Origin of the sequence: Actinomadura sp. CNU-125 (assembly GCF_001942465.1) — a bacterium.
In the GTDB taxonomy this organism is placed as follows: domain Bacteria; phylum Actinomycetota; class Actinomycetes; order Streptosporangiales; family Streptosporangiaceae; genus Spirillospora.
Window position 1 is genome coordinate 1 of the sequence record NZ_MKJY01000110.1, and the last position, 16,894, is coordinate 16,894.

General features: G+C 68.4%; 16 protein-coding genes, 1 tRNA gene and 1 pseudogene. 6 read left to right on the forward strand and 12 right to left on the reverse strand.

Features of this window, described 5'->3' with window-relative positions:
* The first annotated feature begins 229 nt into the window (after nt 1-229).
* On the forward strand, nt 230-895 hold the full coding sequence (locus BJF79_RS13970; RefSeq protein WP_075897690.1) for a TetR/AcrR family transcriptional regulator: 666 nt from the start codon (nt 230-232) through the stop codon (nt 893-895).
* A complete protein-coding gene (gene sthA / locus BJF79_RS13975; RefSeq protein WP_075897692.1) occupies nt 892-2,295 on the forward strand; it encodes a Si-specific NAD(P)(+) transhydrogenase in 1,404 nt (467 codons plus the stop codon). The genes BJF79_RS13970 and sthA overlap by 4 nt, the downstream gene beginning before the upstream one ends.
* Here the strand turns inward: sthA and BJF79_RS13980 are convergent.
* A complete protein-coding gene (locus tag BJF79_RS13980) occupies nt 2,290-2,703 on the reverse strand; it encodes an SsgA family sporulation/cell division regulator (protein ID WP_075897694.1) in 414 nt (137 codons plus the stop codon). The genes sthA and BJF79_RS13980 overlap by 6 nt on opposite strands.
* A 279-nt stretch (nt 2,704-2,982) precedes the next feature.
* On the opposite strand from BJF79_RS13980, the gene BJF79_RS13985 reads away from it, so the two are divergent.
* Nucleotides 2,983-3,399 carry a PGPGW domain-containing protein gene (locus tag BJF79_RS13985; RefSeq protein ID WP_262401987.1) on the forward strand — a complete coding sequence of 139 codons (417 nt, stop codon included), beginning with the start codon at nt 2,983-2,985 and terminating at the stop codon, nt 3,397-3,399.
* An 82-nt stretch (nt 3,400-3,481) separates the two neighbouring features.
* Nucleotides 3,482-3,553, forward strand: a tRNA-Val gene (locus BJF79_RS13990).
* A 181-nt stretch (nt 3,554-3,734) separates the two neighbouring features.
* On the opposite strand, the gene BJF79_RS13995 is transcribed toward BJF79_RS13990, so the two are convergent.
* Together BJF79_RS13995 and BJF79_RS59780 are read right to left on the reverse strand one after the other, a co-directional pair.
* On the reverse strand, nt 3,735-5,150 hold the full coding sequence (locus tag BJF79_RS13995) for a tyrosine-type recombinase/integrase (protein ID WP_075897698.1): 1,416 nt from the start codon (nt 5,148-5,150) through the stop codon (nt 3,735-3,737).
* A 40-nt stretch (nt 5,151-5,190) separates the two neighbouring features.
* Nucleotides 5,191-5,439: a helix-turn-helix domain-containing protein gene (locus BJF79_RS59780; protein ID WP_075897701.1), complete on the reverse strand. Its 249-nt coding sequence runs from the start codon at nt 5,437-5,439 to the stop codon at nt 5,191-5,193.
* 642 nt (nt 5,440-6,081) lie between these two features.
* On the opposite strand from BJF79_RS59780, the gene BJF79_RS53220 reads away from it, so the two are divergent.
* Together BJF79_RS53220 and BJF79_RS14005 are read left to right on the forward strand one after the other, a co-directional pair.
* Nucleotides 6,082-6,498, forward strand: coding sequence for a hypothetical protein (locus tag BJF79_RS53220; protein ID WP_143219905.1), 417 nt, complete (start codon nt 6,082-6,084; stop codon nt 6,496-6,498).
* 46 nt (nt 6,499-6,544) lie between these two features.
* Entirely contained in the window at nt 6,545-6,760 is a 216-nt protein-coding gene (locus BJF79_RS14005; RefSeq protein ID WP_075897703.1) for a hypothetical protein, read from the forward strand.
* A gap of 630 nt (nt 6,761-7,390) precedes the next feature.
* Here BJF79_RS14005 and BJF79_RS14010 read toward each other — a convergent pair.
* The 9 genes and pseudogenes from BJF79_RS14010 to BJF79_RS14040 all read right to left on the reverse strand — a co-directional run bounded on the left by BJF79_RS14010 (nt 7,391) and on the right by BJF79_RS14040 (nt 16,626).
* Entirely contained in the window at nt 7,391-7,588 is a 198-nt protein-coding gene (locus BJF79_RS14010) for a hypothetical protein (RefSeq protein ID WP_075897705.1), read from the reverse strand.
* Nucleotides 7,589-7,937: 349 nt separating this feature from the next.
* Nucleotides 7,938-9,020 (reverse strand): hypothetical protein, encoded by a 1,083-nt coding sequence (locus tag BJF79_RS14015; RefSeq protein WP_075897820.1) that lies wholly within the window; start codon nt 9,018-9,020, stop codon nt 7,938-7,940.
* A gap of 5 nt (nt 9,021-9,025) precedes the next feature.
* Nucleotides 9,026-10,267, reverse strand: coding sequence for a methyltransferase, FxLD system (gene fxlM, locus BJF79_RS59785; protein ID WP_143219906.1), 1,242 nt, complete (start codon nt 10,265-10,267; stop codon nt 9,026-9,028).
* Nucleotides 10,251-11,090 carry a thiopeptide-type bacteriocin biosynthesis protein gene (locus BJF79_RS59790; RefSeq protein ID WP_143219907.1) on the reverse strand — a complete coding sequence of 280 codons (840 nt, stop codon included), beginning with the start codon at nt 11,088-11,090 and terminating at the stop codon, nt 10,251-10,253. Before BJF79_RS59790 ends, fxlM begins: the two co-directional genes overlap by 17 nt.
* A gap of 22 nt (nt 11,091-11,112) precedes the next feature.
* Entirely contained in the window at nt 11,113-12,372 is a 1,260-nt protein-coding gene (locus tag BJF79_RS14025) for a lanthionine synthetase C family protein (protein ID WP_262401988.1), read from the reverse strand.
* A 14-nt stretch (nt 12,373-12,386) separates the two neighbouring features.
* Nucleotides 12,387-13,292, reverse strand: coding sequence for a thiopeptide-type bacteriocin biosynthesis protein (locus BJF79_RS59795; RefSeq protein WP_262401989.1), 906 nt, complete (start codon nt 13,290-13,292; stop codon nt 12,387-12,389).
* 107 nt (nt 13,293-13,399) lie between these two features.
* Nucleotides 13,400-15,490: pseudogene (locus BJF79_RS14030) on the reverse strand (lantibiotic dehydratase family protein); the annotation flags it as partial.
* An 82-nt stretch (nt 15,491-15,572) separates the two neighbouring features.
* Nucleotides 15,573-15,746, reverse strand: a complete 174-nt coding sequence (locus BJF79_RS14035) for an FxLD family lanthipeptide (RefSeq protein WP_083733424.1) — start codon at nt 15,744-15,746, stop codon at nt 15,573-15,575.
* 67 nt (nt 15,747-15,813) lie between these two features.
* A complete protein-coding gene (locus BJF79_RS14040; RefSeq protein WP_075897709.1) occupies nt 15,814-16,626 on the reverse strand; it encodes an SAM-dependent methyltransferase in 813 nt (270 codons plus the stop codon).
* Nucleotides 16,627-16,894 lie beyond the last annotated feature (268 nt).

A 16,894-nucleotide genomic window follows, 5' to 3' on the forward strand; every position in this document is an offset into this window, starting at 1 on the left:
CGCGCGCGATCGTCCGCCCGAGGTAGGTGATCGCGACGTCCGCGCGCCGCCGCCAGCCGCCCGGGCGATCGCCGCGCCGATGCCCCGGGCCGCCGCCCGTGACCAGCGCCGTCCGTCCGTCCAGTTCCATGGTGCCCCCTAAATCCGGAGAGTTCTCCGCAACCATAAGCGGAGAACTCTCCACTTGCAAGTGAAAACGGAGGCAGCTCCGGTTGTTAGGATCACTTGGATGACCGAACCCAGGCGCGTCCTGCCCGTGGCCGGCGAAGCGCGCCCCGAACGGGCCGACGCCGCGCAGAACCGCCGCCGGATCCTCGCCGCCGCCGGCCGGGTGATCGCCGCCCGCGGCGTCGAGGGCCTGTCCCTGGACGACGTCGCCCGCGAGGCGGGCGTGGGCGTCGGCACCGTCTACCGCCGCTTCGGCGGCCGCTCCCGCCTGCTCTACGCGCTGATCGACGAACGCGAGCGCGAATTCCAGGAAGCGTTCATGCGCGGCCCGGCCCCCCTCGGCCCCGGCGACGGCGACGCCCCGCCCGCCGCGCGCGTCCGGGCCTTCCTGCACGCGCTGGTCGACCGCACCGAGGAGCAGTCCGAACTCCTGCTGACGGCCGAGAGCGACGAGCCGTTCGCCCGCTTCCGCGACGCCTACTACGACCTCTACCGGCTGCACCTTCGGACGCTGCTCGACAGCATCGACCCCGGCGCGGACTCCGGCTACCTGGCCGACGCGCTCCTGGCCCCCCTCGCCGCGAACCTCTTCCGCTACCAGCGGCACACCCGCGGGATGGACGTCGCGCGCATCAAATCCGGCCTGGACGACCTGCTCCTCGGAGCGACCCGTCCCGTGAAGGGGGTTACGCGGAGAGCGGATCCGCGTTCACACTGGGGGGCGTGAACGATTTCGATCTGCTCGTCCTCGGTTCCGGACCCGGCGGCCAGCGCGCCGCGATAGCAGCCGCCAAGCTGGGACACCGGGCGGCGATCGTCGACCGCCGGGAGATGATCGGCGGCGTCTGCATCAACACCGGAACGATCCCGTCCAAGACGCTGCGCGAGGCCGTCCTCTATCTCACCGGCCTCAACCAGCGCGAACTCTACGGGCAGAGCTACCGGGTCGACGACGACATCACCGTGACCGACCTGGGCATGCGGACCCGACACGTGATCGGCCGCGAGGTCGACATCGTCCGCAGCCAACTGGCCCGCAACCGCGTCACCGTCCTGACCGGCACCGGGCGGTTCCTCGACCAGCACACCGTCGGCATCACCTCCGACCAGGCCCGCGAGCAGAAGGTCACCGCCGACCGCATCGTGATCGCGACCGGGACCCGCCCCGCCCGTCCGGACACCGTCGAGTTCGACGACCACACGATCATCGACTCCGACGGGATCATCGGCCTCGACCGCGTCCCCGAGAGCATGGTCATCGTCGGCGCGGGAGTGATCGGCATCGAGTACGCCTCGATGTTCGCCGCGCTCGGCACCAAGGTCACGGTCGTCGAACGACGCGAGCGCATGCTCGACTTCTGCGACCTCGAGATCGTCGAGGCCCTCAAGTACCACCTGCGCGACCTGGCGGTCACCTTCCGGTTCCGCGAGACGGTCGCCTCCGTCGAACGGACGGAGCGCGGCGCCATCACCGTCCTGGAGAGCGGCAAGCGCATCCCGGCCGACACCGTCATGTACTCGGCGGGCCGCCACGGCATGACCGACGCCCTGGGCCTGGACGCGGCCGGCCTCACCGCCGACCACCGCGGCCGCATCACCGTCGACGGGAACTACCGCACGGACGTCCCGCACATCTACGCCGTCGGCGACGTCATCGGCTTCCCGTCCCTGGCGGCCACCTCGATGGAACAGGGCCGCCTGGCCGCCCACCACGCCTGCGGCGAACCTCTGGCGCAGATGCACGAAACCCAGCCCATCGGGATCTACACGATCCCCGAGATCAGCTTCGTCGGACGCACCGAGGACGCCCTCACCGAAGACAAGATCCCCTTCGAAGTCGGCATCTCCCGCTACCGCGAACTCGCCCGAGGCCAGATCATCGGCGACTCCTACGGAATGCTCAAGCTCCTGGTCTCACCCGAAGACCGCCGCCTCCTGGGCGTCCACGTCTTCGGCACGGGGGCGACCGAACTCGTCCACATCGGCCAGACGGTCATGGGCTGCAACGGCACCGTCGACTACCTGGTCAACGCCGTCTTCAACTACCCCACCCTCGCCGAGTCGTACAAGGTCGCAGCCCTCGACGCGATGAACAAGATGCGGCACATCGCCCGCCTCACCTCATGACGGCCAGAGCAGGTTCTCCACCTCGGCGTCGATGTCGATGAAATCGGACTCCTCACCGGCCGGCACCGCCTGGTACGTCCGGTGCAGGAAATCGGCCAACGGTGACAGCGGCACCTCGAACAGGGCGTTCCCGAACGGCGAGGACAACGCGATGTGGAGCGTGCCGTCGTCGTCGCCCGGCCACACCTCGACGTCGCCGTCCCCGACCTTGCGCACGATGCCGACCGTCAGCAGCTCCCGAGCGAAGATCCACTCCACCGGCTCGTCATCGCCCACGTAGAACGCCATCCGGATCGCGTACGGATCATCGGCCGCGTACTCCAGCCCGGCGAGCAGCGGGACGGTCGTGCGGTCGGGGACGACGAGACGAAGGCCCAGCTCGGCTGAGACTGTGGTACTGCTGTTCATGGCCATTCCTTCATACGTCGATCCCGCTGGCGCGCGGGGAGCTCCGTTGGGTGCCTCTCCCTCATCACGGATGTCCCCACGATCTATGACGCCTAACTGCCGGAGCTCCGCCGAACATTCCGCCGCGCCCACCCCGTGTGACCCATCTCACGACCCCAAAACCCCGCCCTGACCTGCGCAAAAGCCGATCTTTCGGACACCGCGCCCCGTGCGTCGCCACCCCCCGTGTGCGACCATCGATCGTCCCTGACAGGCGATCCGCTGGCTTAGGGTAAATCCGTGGTTGTTAAAGAAGAAAAAGACGCCCCACCGAGGCGCTACCGCCGCTTCCGCGACAACATGCGCCGCAACCCGCTCCTCAACACCGCCTGGCGGATCGGCGTCTTCACCGTCGGCGTCACCGTCGCCCTCGGCGGCCTGGTCATGATGATCACCCCGGGCCCGGGGATGCTCGGCATCCTCGTCGGCCTCGCCATCCTCGCCACCGAGTTCGCCTGGGCCCGCCGGGCCCTCAACCACGCCAAGGCCGCCGCCGAGCGAGCCAAGGAACGCGCCCTCGACCCCAAACGCCGCCGCCGCAACGCCATCCTCGGCGTCACCGGCGGCCTCCTCGCCGGCGCCGCCGTCATCGGCTACCTCGCCGTCTACGACTTCGCCCTGCCCTGGCAGATCCAGGACGTCAGCTTCTGGAACTGACCCCCGCTCAATCGATGCGCGAACACCCCCCGACATGCGCTAGAGTTTCCGACGTCGGGAACGCCCCAGGGCCGCCCCGCACGGGCGATTAGCTCAGTGGGAGAGCGCTTCGTTCACACCGAAGAGGTCACTGGTTCGAACCCAGTATCGCCCACCCCTACGCCACAGGCCCTCCAGCATGATCGCGGGAGGGCCTCAGTGCGTCACTGGGGCAAATTTGGGGCACGAGATTGCCCCACCCCAAATGTGCTCACCAGTTCACCCCCCTCCCTGCTCACTCTCCGTAACGACAGACGCGGTGGCCCGCAGGCCACCGCGCCGCCGCCCGAGACCGCTCAGGCGCTTCTGAGAGAGACCACCTTCCTCTTACTCAGCCGAGCCGTGAGCAACTCGGCGAGGATCGGCAGGGACGAGCCCGAGTCCATTTCCGCTCGTTCGTCGAGAGCCTTCTCCCATCGCCTCTGGAGCTTGGCCTTGAGTTCGTCTCGCATGCCGTCGGAGACGTGCGTGTAGACCCCGCGGATGCCCGGCACGACGTGCCCCAGCCGGTCGGCTTGAAGAACCTCGGGAACGCCGTCCTCCGCCATCCAGGTTTTGTGGCCGTGGCGCAGTCCGTGCGGAGTGAGGTTTTCCAGCAGCGGCAGCCACGACGCCAGCGGAATCTCCTCCGGGACCGGTTTGTGGCCGCGTCCAGTGGGCGGCGCGAACGGACGCCCGGGCTCAGCCGCAGGCCACGGCGGCAGCGGTCGTCCGGGCCATTGCGTCGCGTCCACCAGAACGGGCCGCCCGGTCTTGGCGCCTCGCTGCGGGAAACGGCCGTGGGTCGCCGGCTGGAACGTGCGATAGGCGTAGTTGCTGCGCCGGTGGTGGCCCGCGTCGGCCCCCAAGAACAGCCACGCGCCTTCGCCCCCGCACTCTGGACGCCGTCCCGGGCAGGTGCACGGACCGGCGCGCTGGACCTGCCGGGAAACCAGCCCGGCCAGGAACGGCGGCAGGTCGACCGCGCGGTAGGAGTCGTCCTTCGGAGGAGCCTTCTCCAGTTGCCCGGAGTACTCCCGCAACTGCCAGTCCACCTGGATATGGTCGAGACGGCAGTACGGTCGTTCCAGTCCCATGACCTCGCCCCACCGCATGCCGGTGTAGGCGGTCACCAGGATCAGGACGAAGTCGTCCTCCCGTCCCGCCAGCAGCCCGCACCGCTCGGCGAGCAGCAGCACCTGCAGCGGTGTGGCCCAGACCTTCTCCGGCCCACGGGCGCCGTGCCCCCTGCGAGCACGCTTACGACCCCGCCCCTTGCGCTTCTCAGCGACGTTGACCCCCACGAGCCCGCGGTCCTTGGCATCGCCCAGGATCGTGGCGAGCATGGAACGGGCATCGGCCGCCGTCCGGTACGAGAGCCCTTTGGCCCGGATCCGCTTCTCCCAGGCCACGATCTCTTCCGGACTGGTGAAGGTGTTCACCGGCCGGTCGCCGAAGTTCGGCAGGATGTGATGGTCGATCAGGTACCGGTACTTGAGCTCGGTGGTCGGCTCGACGTCCTGCCCCGTCCACCACAGCTCGACCCAGTCGGCCAGTAACGCCGCCCCCTCGCGTGGATCGTTCCATCTATGTCGCCGAACCTGTGCTTCCTGATCGTTTGCCCAGTTCAGCGCCGCTTGCTTGGTCTCGAAGCCACCCTCGGAACCTCGAGTCCCGTCCGGCCGTTGATACCGGGCCCGCCAGACCCTGCCCCGCTTCTCCGCAGTTGCCATTGGAAATCTCCTATCCGGAGTCGGACTGTCTCGGTCGACGTCAACGACGTCGACGCCGCACGACCGGCTGCTTGGCGCCGGCCGCGATGATCGCGTCGATGTCCTGCTCGCTGAACCTCAGGTGCTTGCCGATGAACGTGCACGGCACGGCCCGTGCGGTGGCCTTCTTCCTCAGCCAGGACTCCCGCACCTGCAACATCGCCGCAGCCTCGGCAGGCGTGTAGAGCCGGACATCGTTCCTACGCTCATGGTCGGCGCGGCCCCTCTCCGGGGCTCGATCGTTCTGCAAGGGACACCTCGCCTCTTCAGCGGGCCGCAGAGCATCCCGCTGCGCAGGCTCGCCCTACAGCCCTCGTCGTGGGACGGACAGCGCCTTTCAAGAGAGTTGGACGACCGTGGCCACAAGTTTACGCAGAGAGCGATTGAATGACTACTCTCCGACTTCGTTTCTGGTTCAATGTCCTCGGTGTGATGGAGAACCTCGTCTTCTACGGCTTGGGAGTTGAAGCCCGAGTCGTGCCAGGGTTTCCGCCCGCAGGGGCGTGGGCGCGCCATGTGTCCTGGACGGCCGCGTCGATGGTGTGCCGGGCGTGGTCGAGGTCCGGCGGTGGAGTGGTAGGCGACCATCGTCCGGCTGCTCCGGACGAGCCCCGCGGATCGGGATGACCGAGGCCGTCGACCACTGCCGACATCCTCCTGCCCTCCCGGGGCAACGCCGAGTTCTGTGACGGAGCGTTCGGCGGGTACCTGCACCGTGTCCCGCCCGCGCCCGGCCGGAGCGTGGCCCGTTAGGAGATCGAGGCGCCCCGGCCCGCCCTGCAGGCCACCGGCACCGGTGCACGCCCGCTGGCCGCGGCCGAGCCCATGCAGGCGTGATCACCAGGCAGGCGCTCACCCTACGGCCGAAACCACACAGGCCGAGCGGCGGTTCATGTGCACCGACCGCATCGGTTGGGAGGGCCTGCCGTCCGGGCTGCGCGAAGCCGTCGCCGAGCAGATCGGTCCTCCGGCCAAGGTGGAAACGATCGACGAGGGACGCCGCACGCCGCTCGTCGCCACGTTCACCATCGGGCAGGGGACCGGCTGTTCGTCAAAGCCGCCCCGGACGGGCACCCGCGTCGGCGAACAACTCGCCCGCGAACAGGCCGTCGCCCCGCACGTGGCGGCCGTCGCGCGCGGGCTGCTGCACGCCGTCCGGGCGGACGGGTGGCGGCTGCCGGCGTCGAATGGGTCGACGGGACTTGGGCGAACTACATGGTCGACTCGCCCGACATCCCGCTCGTCCTGCAGATACTCGCCACCTCGACCGGCCCGCCTGCCCTGCGGACAGCCCGCTGATCCCGTATGAGAAGCGCTGGTCGAGTTATGTTTCGGCGGGCGGCGAGTTGTCGCGGTTGGCCGGTTCGGTGCTGCTGCACACCGACGTCAACCCGGCCAACGTTCGGATCGGGTCGTCGGCGGTCCTGGTCGACTGGGCCGCCGTCGGCCGCGGCGCCCCGTTCGTCAACCCGTGCGACTTCGTCATCTGCCTGATAGCCTCCGGCCATCTGCCGGGTGAGGCCGACTACTACGCCCGGACCGCGTCCACGGCATGGCTTCACATCTTCTGAAACCCTCACCAATCCTCGGATGAAAGCGACCGTGCGGGCCGCGCAACTGTGGGCCATGCACCGCTACGCGTAGCGGTCACATCGCATCGGCGAGGAACCGTCTGTTGACACCGTTCTCTCTCGCGCGAAACGGCCGCGTTCGTGGTGAGCGATTGAGGGAGGGCCGTCGGTGTGTTCCAGGATGTACCGGATGGTTGGTGCGTTTCGCCTGAACAGTTCATGACGCGCTTCGACGCCTACATGTTTTCCGGTCGAGCCTTCGACATGGTGGTGGCCTACCGGGACGGCAAACCCGTGGGGCAGGCGTGGGGCGTGCTTGTTGGTGCTCACGGGATCGGTGCGAACAGGGGGTACTGTCTCGCCCCCCGATTGCAGCCTCCCGGCGGCCTTGGGCCGGAGCCATGGCCGTCCACGCCCGGCTCCGGCAATCAGAGCAACCCCGTGATCAAAACTCACGGTGATGACAACTGGTCAACTTCGGGGGCCTGTCCGAGGGGTCGGGAAGCGCCGGATCGGCCGTGGGATCGGGCGGCAAGCTCACTGCCGTGATGGGTGGCGAGTTCTGCTCATTGAGCGCTAACCACCACCACGCCGAGTGTCCCGTCCGGGCGAACCTGTCGGTCTCCGCGTTCACTTGTCGGTACTCGCGTCGGTGTCCGAAGATCGCTCGGTGTCGAACGCCCAGTTCAGTTGGGCCGGGGCCAGCGCGCTGCCGTGGGCATCGTCGTCGAACCGTAGGATCACTTTGCCGTCGCGCAGTATGACCAGCTTGACCAGGTGCGCGCCTTCGCCTTGCATGGGTACGAATCCGAACAGCTTGGCCGCCACGCTCACAGGGCGGCGGTGGCGGGGGCCTTGGCGAAGGCGACGGATGGCGTGCCGTCCGGGTCGCTGGCTTTGGCGCCGGCGTGCACGACGGTGATCCGGGTGGCGTATCCGGCCGCTTCCAGCAGGCGGTCGGCCGGTCGGTCACAAAGCCTTCCTCGCCATGAGTGAGTGGTTCACGGGGTACGGTGCCTGCCGCGTTCCGTCGGGTATGCGATGAGCTTTGCTCGGCACTCAGGGCGGCTGCGTCCGTGCACGCGGGTGGCGTCCAGCAGCCTTCCATGACCGACTGTCGGTTCTGAGGAACGCTCCGTGCTGCCGGGGGAAGCTCGCACCAATCAGGCCCGAACGGTCACGTTGTCGAGGTGAGTACGGCTTCGGTGGTGGTCAGGGCCTTCGAAAGCACGCTGTTGAGTGCGTGGGGGATCGTGCGGCTTCCCAGGGCGCAAGCTTCGACGATGGTGGTGAGGTCGCTTTTCTGATGATCTGTCATCACGGTGGCGCAGGTTTCGTTCGTCAGGACGTCGCGAGCGGCGTATCCATCGCGAGCGTTGATGGCCCGCCGGACAGTTTCAGCAGCGAAAGCGTCAACTGCCTGTTCGGTGTTGCGGATGGCGTCGAGAGCGGACAAGCGTAGGCGCGTGTCGAAGGCGGCGAGGTCGGGCGGGGAGCCGAGAGCCTGACAGTGGTCCATGAGTGTGATGGCGTCCTGTGCGGTGTCGGTGCCACAGAGCGCGCTCAGGCAGGAGGTCACGGCTTTCTCCCATGGCGCGCCGGGAGTTGTCTCGGTGAGGAGCGCTTGGGCCTCGTCGTGGTCGTTGGTGAGGGCGTGGCTGATGACGGCTACCTGTCGGCCGTCCAGCATTCGCCGGCCGATGCCGTTGTGTTGCCGGAGGTGCGTGAGTGCGGCGGTCCAGCGACCCGTGCTGGTAAGGGCGCGGGTTCCGTCGGCGAGGTTCACCGTCCAGAGCCATCGGCGTAGTTGCTGATGGTCGGCGGGTGAGGACGTGAGAGATGAGGCCGGTAGCGGGTGCCCTTCGATCGTGGTGTCCGTGCGGGTGGTGACTGCTTTATAGAGGACGTCGAGGAGGTCGAGCGCACTGTCGCCGTTGCCGGCTCTGATGTGCAGGCGGGCGAGGTTTACCAAAGGCTCGAGAGCCCGGCGTGCCGTCGCAGCGTCCAAGGGGACGGTCCGCAGGCATGCGCTGGCGTGCCGGTGGCACCAGTCTTGGGCCAGCTTGTGCAAGCCGACGTCGGAGGCCAGGAGAGCGGCTTGGTTGAGGACGCTGGACGCCGCCGCCCGGTCGAAGTTCCGGGCGGCGGCGTCGGCCAGGACGCACAACTCGTTGACTCGGACGTCGAGCGGTGAGCAACGCGGACGCGAACGTGCGACGAGGGGGAACCATCGCAACGTCGCTGCCTTGGCCGGGTCCATCGTCGTCACTCCCAGATGACGGTGATGGGGCGGTGGGCACGCTCCAAGACGAACCGGCCAGCGGCGGGGTCGGCCACCGCTGGGGTGTCGGGGAGCTCGAACCGGACGTCGCGGTTCCGGTACTCCTCGTCCCACGTACGGACTTCCGCGATCACTCGGTCGACCAGATCCTGAGCGGAGGGACCGTGGCCGATGGCTCCGACTTCGTACAGCTTGCCGCCGTCCGGTGCAGGGGGCGCAGGACGAATGGTGAGGTAGGCGAGGTCACGACCGCGGACGGTGGCCATCGAGCCCCAGCCGAACATGGGGGTGACTCGGCCGCGCTCCTTGGCCTGGAGGTGGACGTTCATTCGCATCAGGGCGTTGTCCAGCCGCAGGCACAGCCATAGGTCGAGCCATTCGAACGGGACATTCCCCGGGAACGCCACCCCGGACCAGTCCTCGTGGCGCTTGGTGTCCAGGACGCCGGTCAGGGCTTGGCCGTCCACGGTCTGGTCCTTGTGGACTTGGAGGGTCACGTCCTTTTCCGGCGTCAGCTGGACGTAACGGCGGGCGTCGTCGCCGACCCCTCGCAGCGGCATGAAGACGGCGAGCTGGCTGTCGCGGCTGCGCCATCCGGTGTCGTGGCGTTCGAAGACGATGCTGCGTGAATTGGTGCCGCGCAGACGAAGCGGTACGACCAAGCGCCCGTCGGGAGCGAGCTGCTCCAGCCACGCGGTCGGGACCTCGTAGGCACCCACGGTGGCGATCACGCGGTCGAAGGGCGCGTTCGGGCTGTGGCCGAGGGCGCCATCGCCGAGGACGACGTCGACGTTGGTGACGTTCGCCGCGGCTAGATGCTCGCGGGCTCCGGTGACGAGGTCCTCGTCCACGTCGATCGTGGTGACGTGGCCGGACTCGCCGACGATCGCGGCCATGAGCGCCGCGTTGTAGCCGGTGCCCGCGCCAGCCTCCAGGATGCGGTCGCCGGGTTGCGCGTCGAGCTGTTCGAGCATCGTGGCGACCATCCAGGGTTGGGACGCCGCGCTGATGTTCTCGCCGGTTCCGTCGGTCTTGATGTAGACGGGCGTGTCGGCGTACGCCTGATCGAGCGGGACACCGGGAAGGAACAGGTGCCGAGGCGTTCGCCGGAAGGCATCCTCGGTCGCTGGGCTGTTCACGACCTTGTGCTCGCAAAGCCGGTCGACCAGCTCGGCACGTAGCTCGGCGGCGGATGCGGCTTCACGATTGTCACTGAGAGTAGTCATCGATGGGACCCTTAATCGTCGTGGTGGATGAGGGCAGCGAGTTCGGGTCGGTGTGGAAGACGGTGTTCGACAGCAGCGCGGCCAGTGCGGATTGGTCCGCCACCGACAGCAGAGCGCGGTTGGAGTGGAAGACGATGTGATGGGCGAGGACGGCGCGCAGTCCCCGCGTCAGTCGGCCCCTGCGGGCCAGGTCGGCCAAGGCGTGTCCCGCCTGTTCGAAGGCGGTGATCCAGTCCTTGTAGCCGCTGAGTGGGCCGTCGTCGCACAGGCCGTGGGCCTCGACGGTCATCAGCCGGTGTGCCGTCCGCACCAGGTCAGGAGGGGACGTCGACGGTTCGGCGGGGCGCAGCGCGACGACTTTCGTCCAGACGTCGCCTTGCTCGTACCAGTCCAGGCCCGCGGCGCGGAACATCGCGCTGCACAGCAGCACCGTTGTCTCCCGCTGCCCCAGTGGCGGGACGGGGCGTTGGGCTGTTCGGGCGAGGAGGTGACGGCTGTCGTGGTGAAAGAGCGCGTGGGCGACGTCCATCGCGGCATCACCACCGAACGCCACCGTCTCGGGCTCGTAGATACCGGACGTCCACGCGGTTATTCGACCCTCGGCGGCAAGTTCGTCCAGGAGATCGGTGATGGCGGCGGAACCGGGGTCGTCCGGGAGGTAGCGCAGCCGCCAGGGGCGCTTGCGCATGAACCACCAGCCGTGCAGCAGGCCGACTTGCTGCGCCGCGACCAGAGCCGGGCGTAGAGAGTGCGCGGCGACTTCGCTGGCCGTCCCATAGTCCGGGAACTCGATGTTGTACTGGCGCCAGTCGATGGTGGGCATCAGGCGGGACGTCCTCACGAGTTCAGGCGACGAGCAGGCAGGAGTCCCAGCCGGACCGAGGGAGTCCGGTTTCGGTGGGAGCGAGGGTGGCCAGGGCGACGCCGGCGGCGCCTTCGAGGAAGGCGGGGCCGCACCCGGCCTCGCCCACGACGGCAGCGGTCGCCCGTTGGGGATCGGCTAGGTAGAGGTGGACGGCGTCGAGCAGGCCCGGGATGAGGGCATGCAGCCTTTCTGCGATATCGGGAGTGGAGTCGGTGGCGGCTCGGGCGGCGATGTGGGCGAGCCCGGCGAACCCGTGGCACAGCGAAGGGTCTGCGGTCGCGGAGCGTTGCGCGGGGTCGGTCAGGGACAGGACCACAGCTCGCTCGGCCATGGTCCGGCGGTCGGTGTCACCGGTGGCTATGGCCGCGAGCTGTTGGGCCCGGGCGAGGCCCGCGGTCCCGTAGCACCACCCGGACCGTTGCGAGCCGGAGACGCTCCGCCGACCGGCACGCAGTTGAGGGCGGTTGATCCAGTACGGCCATATCGGTCCGGACGGTGTGTCGGTGCGCCAGCGGTCGAGCCATGCGCAGATCCGATCGATCGCCTCGAAGTGGCCGTCCACGGTGACACGGCGCTGAGCCGCGAGGGCCAGCAGGGCCAGCGGCCCGCCTATGCCGTGGGCGACTCCATAGTTCGCATGACCTCCTTGGAACCGGCTGTTCTCGTGCCCGTCGGGGCTTGAGATCGTCCACCATCCCGGCAGGGTCTCCTCGCCGTCCTTCACGGGTTCGGTGAGGCGCACCAGGTATTCGAGTACGGCGCGAGTCGTCTTGCTGTCGGGTGCCCGCCGGAGAAGGTAGGACCCGAGACCGGTAAGGCCGCGTATCAGGTCGAATTCGGCCAGAGACGGTAGGTGGCCTGCGTCCAGCCATGCGAGTGCGGTGTCGACGCGAAGTCGAGCATCCTTGGCGATCACCTGATCGAGGTGGTCGAGAGCACCGGCGTAGGCACCGGGCAGCCGGTCGGCGGCGCAGGCCAAAGCATGGGCGACGGCAGGGGCACCGTAGAACAGGTGGCTGTCGAACCCGGTGGTGAGCGGCCCCCGGGCGGCGTAGGCGAGCCAGTCGTGGGCCCGTTGCCACGGCCCGAGCCCGGAAGCGGCGCGCTCGATGTGCAGCAGCGCGATGCCGGGCGCTCCGTGGGCCAGCGACTGCCGCCACCATGGACGGGACGTCAGTCGGCTCGGCAAGGCGTCGGGATGTGCGAGCAGGTCGGCGATGGCTTCGCCGACCTCGTGCACGGGATGTTCGCGGCTCACCGGCGGCCTCCGGTTTCACGGACCGTCCAGGAGAGTGCGGCGGCCCGGGCGAGGTACAGACCGATGGCCTCTTCGTCGAAGTCGATACCGCACGTACGCACGAAGTTGATGTGCAAGAGCGACGTCAGGACATCATCGAGCGCGATGCCTTCGGTATGGGGACCGGGAAAGTGAGCCCGGTAATCGGCCAGAGCACGGTCGCGCGGCTCCCACGCCCGGGCGATGGCGTCGCCGCCCGGTGTTGCACGTAGAGCCGTCCAATCGGCACTGGGGTCGGCGATATGGACGGCCTCGTTGAAGATTGGACGGGGAACCCGCGCCGGTGCGGCAGCAGGCACATGTTCGACCAGCCACTGCATCCCCATCGCAACACCGTCGGTGAAGGCGACGGCGATCGCGACGGCCTGGGCTGCCACGAGCGCCTGCCGGTGGGGACGCGTCGTCAGCCCGAGTTGGACGAGTGACGCGCGCGAGTCCGCGACGAAGACGTCCCGAGCCGCCGTCCATGCTGGCCCGGCACCCCAGCGGCCGACCTCCGGATGGGACGTCGGGTAACTCACTTCACGTAGCAGCCCGGCTTGGCGCAGCTCGTCAGCCCAGGTGCTCACGGTGCGGGCGGCATCGCCGAACGCGTCCGGCTCGGGAAGAGCGATGCGAAGACGAAGGTGGTGCGCAGGGTCGCGGTACCGGACGTACCACCAGGCGGGTTGCTCGAACTCCGACAGCAGATCGGGCAGATGCTCGGTGAGGATGACGTCCTGGCGGTGAATGTCCCCGTACAGGCTGGCGAGCAGAACGCGGGAGGTGCCCGGCGTCTCGCCATGGCCGCAGCCGATGATCCGTGCTGGCGTCGGTTTCGGCAATCGGGGCCACGGTGAGGGCTCGGTGGCGACGAGAGGCACGACGATCTCGTGTGGACGGCCGTCGCACCAGCGACGTCCTCGGGAGCCGGGGCTTCGGTGAGCACGGCGTCCGCCGCGCTGTTCAGGTGAGTACGAAGTAGAACGCGATGCGCTGCTTGCTCCAGGTCCAGCGGCAGCAGCCGGTCACCTTCGGCGAGGTGGACCAGACGCGGCAATCGGCGATGGGTCCGCCAGTCGTCGAAAGCATCGTTCCAGACCGCCCAGGGCAGAGCACTCGCCGGCAGTTCACTAGCTTGCAGCCGCCACCGTGCTGGAGACAGGACCGTGCGACCGAATCGCAATCGCGGCAGGAACGGAAGGTGCGCGGCGGCGCCCCAGTCGAAGGTCGTCACCTGGGCGCACTGCGCGCGGCTGAGCTCGGTGAGGAAACGGGCGAGAGGCGGTGTGTGGGTGCGCAGGTTCAGCGCATGCAGAGTGGACGCTTCCAGCCGCCGACCACGCGCAGGATCGGCCAGGTACAGGCGGCGGCCGTCGCACCCGACCGCCAAATCCTCGGGAGTCAGCGCCTTGTCCCCGGCAGCACGGTGCTCGGCCAGGCTTACCACCGCCGGGAGCGTCTGCGGCGTTCGGGTCACGTGGGCGGTCGCCGGTTCCAGCGGCGGAAAGGACAACTGCGCCGCCACGGCGTCGCGGTCGCTGCCCGGCAGGACCGCCAAGCCGTCCGCCAGCCCGCTTCTGTCCTGCGGTTCGAGGACGTCCAAGAACCGGCCGGACAGCACACCGGCCCCTCGCGAGACGCTCACGACCTCGACTGTGAAGCGCCCGCGCCGCAGAGCCTCCAGATCTGCGGCGTCCACGCGCACCCCTACCTCCAGGTGAGACGGCGGTCGGAGCGGTTCGGACGTGAACTCCAGGGCCGCAACGAGCTGCTCGTCCAAGACAACCTCGCCGCATCGATCGAGAGCCGCCTGCTGGGCGATGGCCAGCAACCTCTTGTCGCGGCTCGACATCGGCGAACGCCGTTCCCGATCGACCGTGCCCGGATAGCCGTCCGGCCAGCCGATGCCGCTGTCGCCGACGACATCCAGGAGCGGCACGAGCGATCCGATGCCGAACCGCTCGTAGAAGCGTTGGTGATAGGCCCGCCACGAGGGAGAGCCGACGGGGAAGGCGCTCAGACGGGTGAGGAGGAGCGCGGCGCGCTCCACTTCCCGCGCGACGTCGTGCGGCAGGACGATGTCCGCGTCCAAACGGAGGTCGATCGTCACCGGGTGACGACTGGTCGAAGAGACCCGATTCATCCGCTCGCGCACATCCTCGCGAATCGCCTTGGCCTTGCTCGCGGGAGCAAGGTTGTGACGTCCGATTAGCTCGTGCGTCTTCTCCAGCTCGCGGACGAGTCCAACGACGGGTGGAACCGTCGATGCGCCGATGGCGTCCAGCTCCTTCACCAGATGCCCGAGTGCGTCGGGCTCGGTGCTGGGCGCGTGCAAGCTGCTGATGAGGACGCGGCGCGTGACGAGTTCGGTGAGCAGCGACACGGCCTGCGTTGGCAAGGCGTCCGGAAAGCCGGCCTGAACCTTCGCCTTCAGATCCTCGAGGAGGATGGGATCACGCGCTGCTCCGACAGCGGCCCGCACCGCGGCGGTATGGCGCACCGAGATTTCGACGGCTCCCGCTCCACGCGCCTGTATCTGCGGCTGGTAGGGCACGATCAGCCGGCTTCCACGAATCATCAGCGTGTTGTTCGCGGTGACCGGTAGGCGTGCCAGCAGCTCAGGGCAGCCTTCCAATGTGGCGATGGCGTCCGCGAGCCACCCAGAATCGGCACGGGCAACGGCTCGGTGCCGCGTTCCCCAGCGGGCCTGCGGCTCCGTCCCGAAAGATGCCGGGGCGACGCCAGCGAACAGGCCGAAGGGGGTGGCACGTCCCGCCATGCGCTGTAGGTATCGGACCACGGCCAGGACAGCGCGTCGCGTGTCGCGTGGAGCCGGGTTCGGAGCATCAAAGAAGGCGCGAACCTGCCGAGCCAACGACGGGCTCGCATGTTCGAGAGCTTCGGTGACGGCGGCGTCCGCCCAAACGAGCCCAAGCCAACCCACCCAGGTGTTAGCGCGCGCGGGCGTGGCTTCACCTTCCAGCTCCGGACACGGCGGCACGTTCGGCGTCGGGTGGGCGGTGGCGCGGACGAGCGCCGCACCGGCGGACTCGAACTTCTGCGAGCGAGCAGAAGGCACGGCACCCTCCGTGGTGACGATGTGCTGATCGGGACGTGCCGCCGCTGCGTGCGAGTCACGGCGGCGGCACCGATCGTGCTGGTCAGTCGGCGTTGCTGACGCAGGCTCCGCAGGTGCTCGTGCACCCGTCGTCGGTGACGTTCACCAGGCCGGCCGGGTCTGCGATCTCCAGCAGCCGGACGTCCAGGTCGAAGACGTCCTGGGTGCCGTCGCGCTGTCCAGTCTGCGCTTCGACCACTGCCATGTCGTTGCTCATCGTGAGAACCTCCAACTGTTGAACCGACGGTCTTCCTTGATGGCCTGGCTGTTCAGGCACGGTCTCGTTACTGCTTGCGGCCTACGCCGCCGAGCACCCACACCTCTTCTGGGGCGACGTCCGAGGCGCCGTCGGGCCGCCAACTCGGGACGAACACGAGCCCCGGGGCGACGTACTCAAGGCCCTGGAAGAAGCGGTCGACTTCGCTGAAGGTCCGGTGGGTGACAGGGTTCTTGGTGGCCCGGTACACGTCCTTCAACCCGTGGGCGTGCTCAGGACGCGAATCTGCGGTGACGTGGGAGATGACGAGGTAGCTGCCCGGCGCCATGGCGGCGCAGAGCCGGTCGACGATGTCGTACGGGTCGCTGTCGTCCCCGACGAAGTGGAGGACGGCCACCAGGAGGACGGCCATCGGCTGCTCGAAGTCGATCAGGGCGTGTGTGTCCGGGTGGTCGAGAATCGAGTCCGGATCTCGCAGGTCTGCGGTGATTACGCTGGTGGTTCCGGCTTCCGAAGCCTTGAGTGCGCGTGAGTGGGCGAGCACCCGGGGGTCGCTGTCTACGTACACGACGCGCGCACCGGACGTCTCGTCCTGGGCGATCTCGTGGACGTTGCCCTGCGTCGGGAGCCCGGTGCCGATGTCGAGGAACTGCTGGATGCCCGCTTCCCGAGCGAGGAAGCGGACGGCCCGCTGCAGAAACCGGCGGTTCTCTCGGGCCAGGAGCAGCACCTCCGGGGCCTCGGCGATCACCTTGTGGGCGGCTCGTCGGTCACTCGCGAAGTTGTCCCGTCCGCCCAGGTAGTAGTCGTACATGCCCGCAGCGGTCGCGACCGTGGGGTCGATGCCGCTGCTAGGCCGGTGCGGGCTCTGCGCTGTCACTACTTCCGGCTCCTTCCAACATCCGGGGGCCTGTGGAGTTGAGTGAACGCTGATGAGCAGGTAACGCCCTGAACGGCTCCCGCGCGTCGACGCCCAACGGGGACGGGACGCGCGCGAGCCGCCAGGACTTCAAGTGCTGACGACCTGAGAGTATTCACGCGAGCGCTGAATAATTCAAGAGACTCGTCGGTTCGGTGTTGGTGGCCGGACCGCCCGGCGATAGAGCTTCGTTGGGCCGCCGAGCGGTCCGCGCACCTCAGGTGACCAG

What these genes read in the sequence shown, in the direction of transcription:
- BJF79_RS13970 (WP_075897690.1), top strand. Translation starts at nt 230, where the DNA reads ATGACCGAACCCAGGCGCGTCCTGCCCGTGGCCGGCGAAGCGCGCCCC.
- BJF79_RS13980 (WP_075897694.1), bottom strand. Translation starts at nt 2,703, where the DNA reads ATGAACAGCAGTACCACAGTCTCAGCCGAGCTGGGCCTTCGTCTCGTC.
- BJF79_RS13995 (WP_075897698.1), bottom strand. Translation starts at nt 5,150, where the DNA reads ATGGCAACTGCGGAGAAGCGGGGCAGGGTCTGGCGGGCCCGGTATCAA.
- BJF79_RS53220 (WP_143219905.1), top strand. Translation starts at nt 6,082, where the DNA reads ATGTGCACCGACCGCATCGGTTGGGAGGGCCTGCCGTCCGGGCTGCGC.
- BJF79_RS14015 (WP_075897820.1), bottom strand. Translation starts at nt 9,020, where the DNA reads ATGGACCCGGCCAAGGCAGCGACGTTGCGATGGTTCCCCCTCGTCGCA.
- fxlM (WP_143219906.1), bottom strand. Translation starts at nt 10,267, where the DNA reads ATGACTACTCTCAGTGACAATCGTGAAGCCGCATCCGCCGCCGAGCTA.
- BJF79_RS59790 (WP_143219907.1), bottom strand. Translation starts at nt 11,090, where the DNA reads ATGCCCACCATCGACTGGCGCCAGTACAACATCGAGTTCCCGGACTAT.
- BJF79_RS14035 (WP_083733424.1), bottom strand. Translation starts at nt 15,746, where the DNA reads ATGAGCAACGACATGGCAGTGGTCGAAGCGCAGACTGGACAGCGCGAC.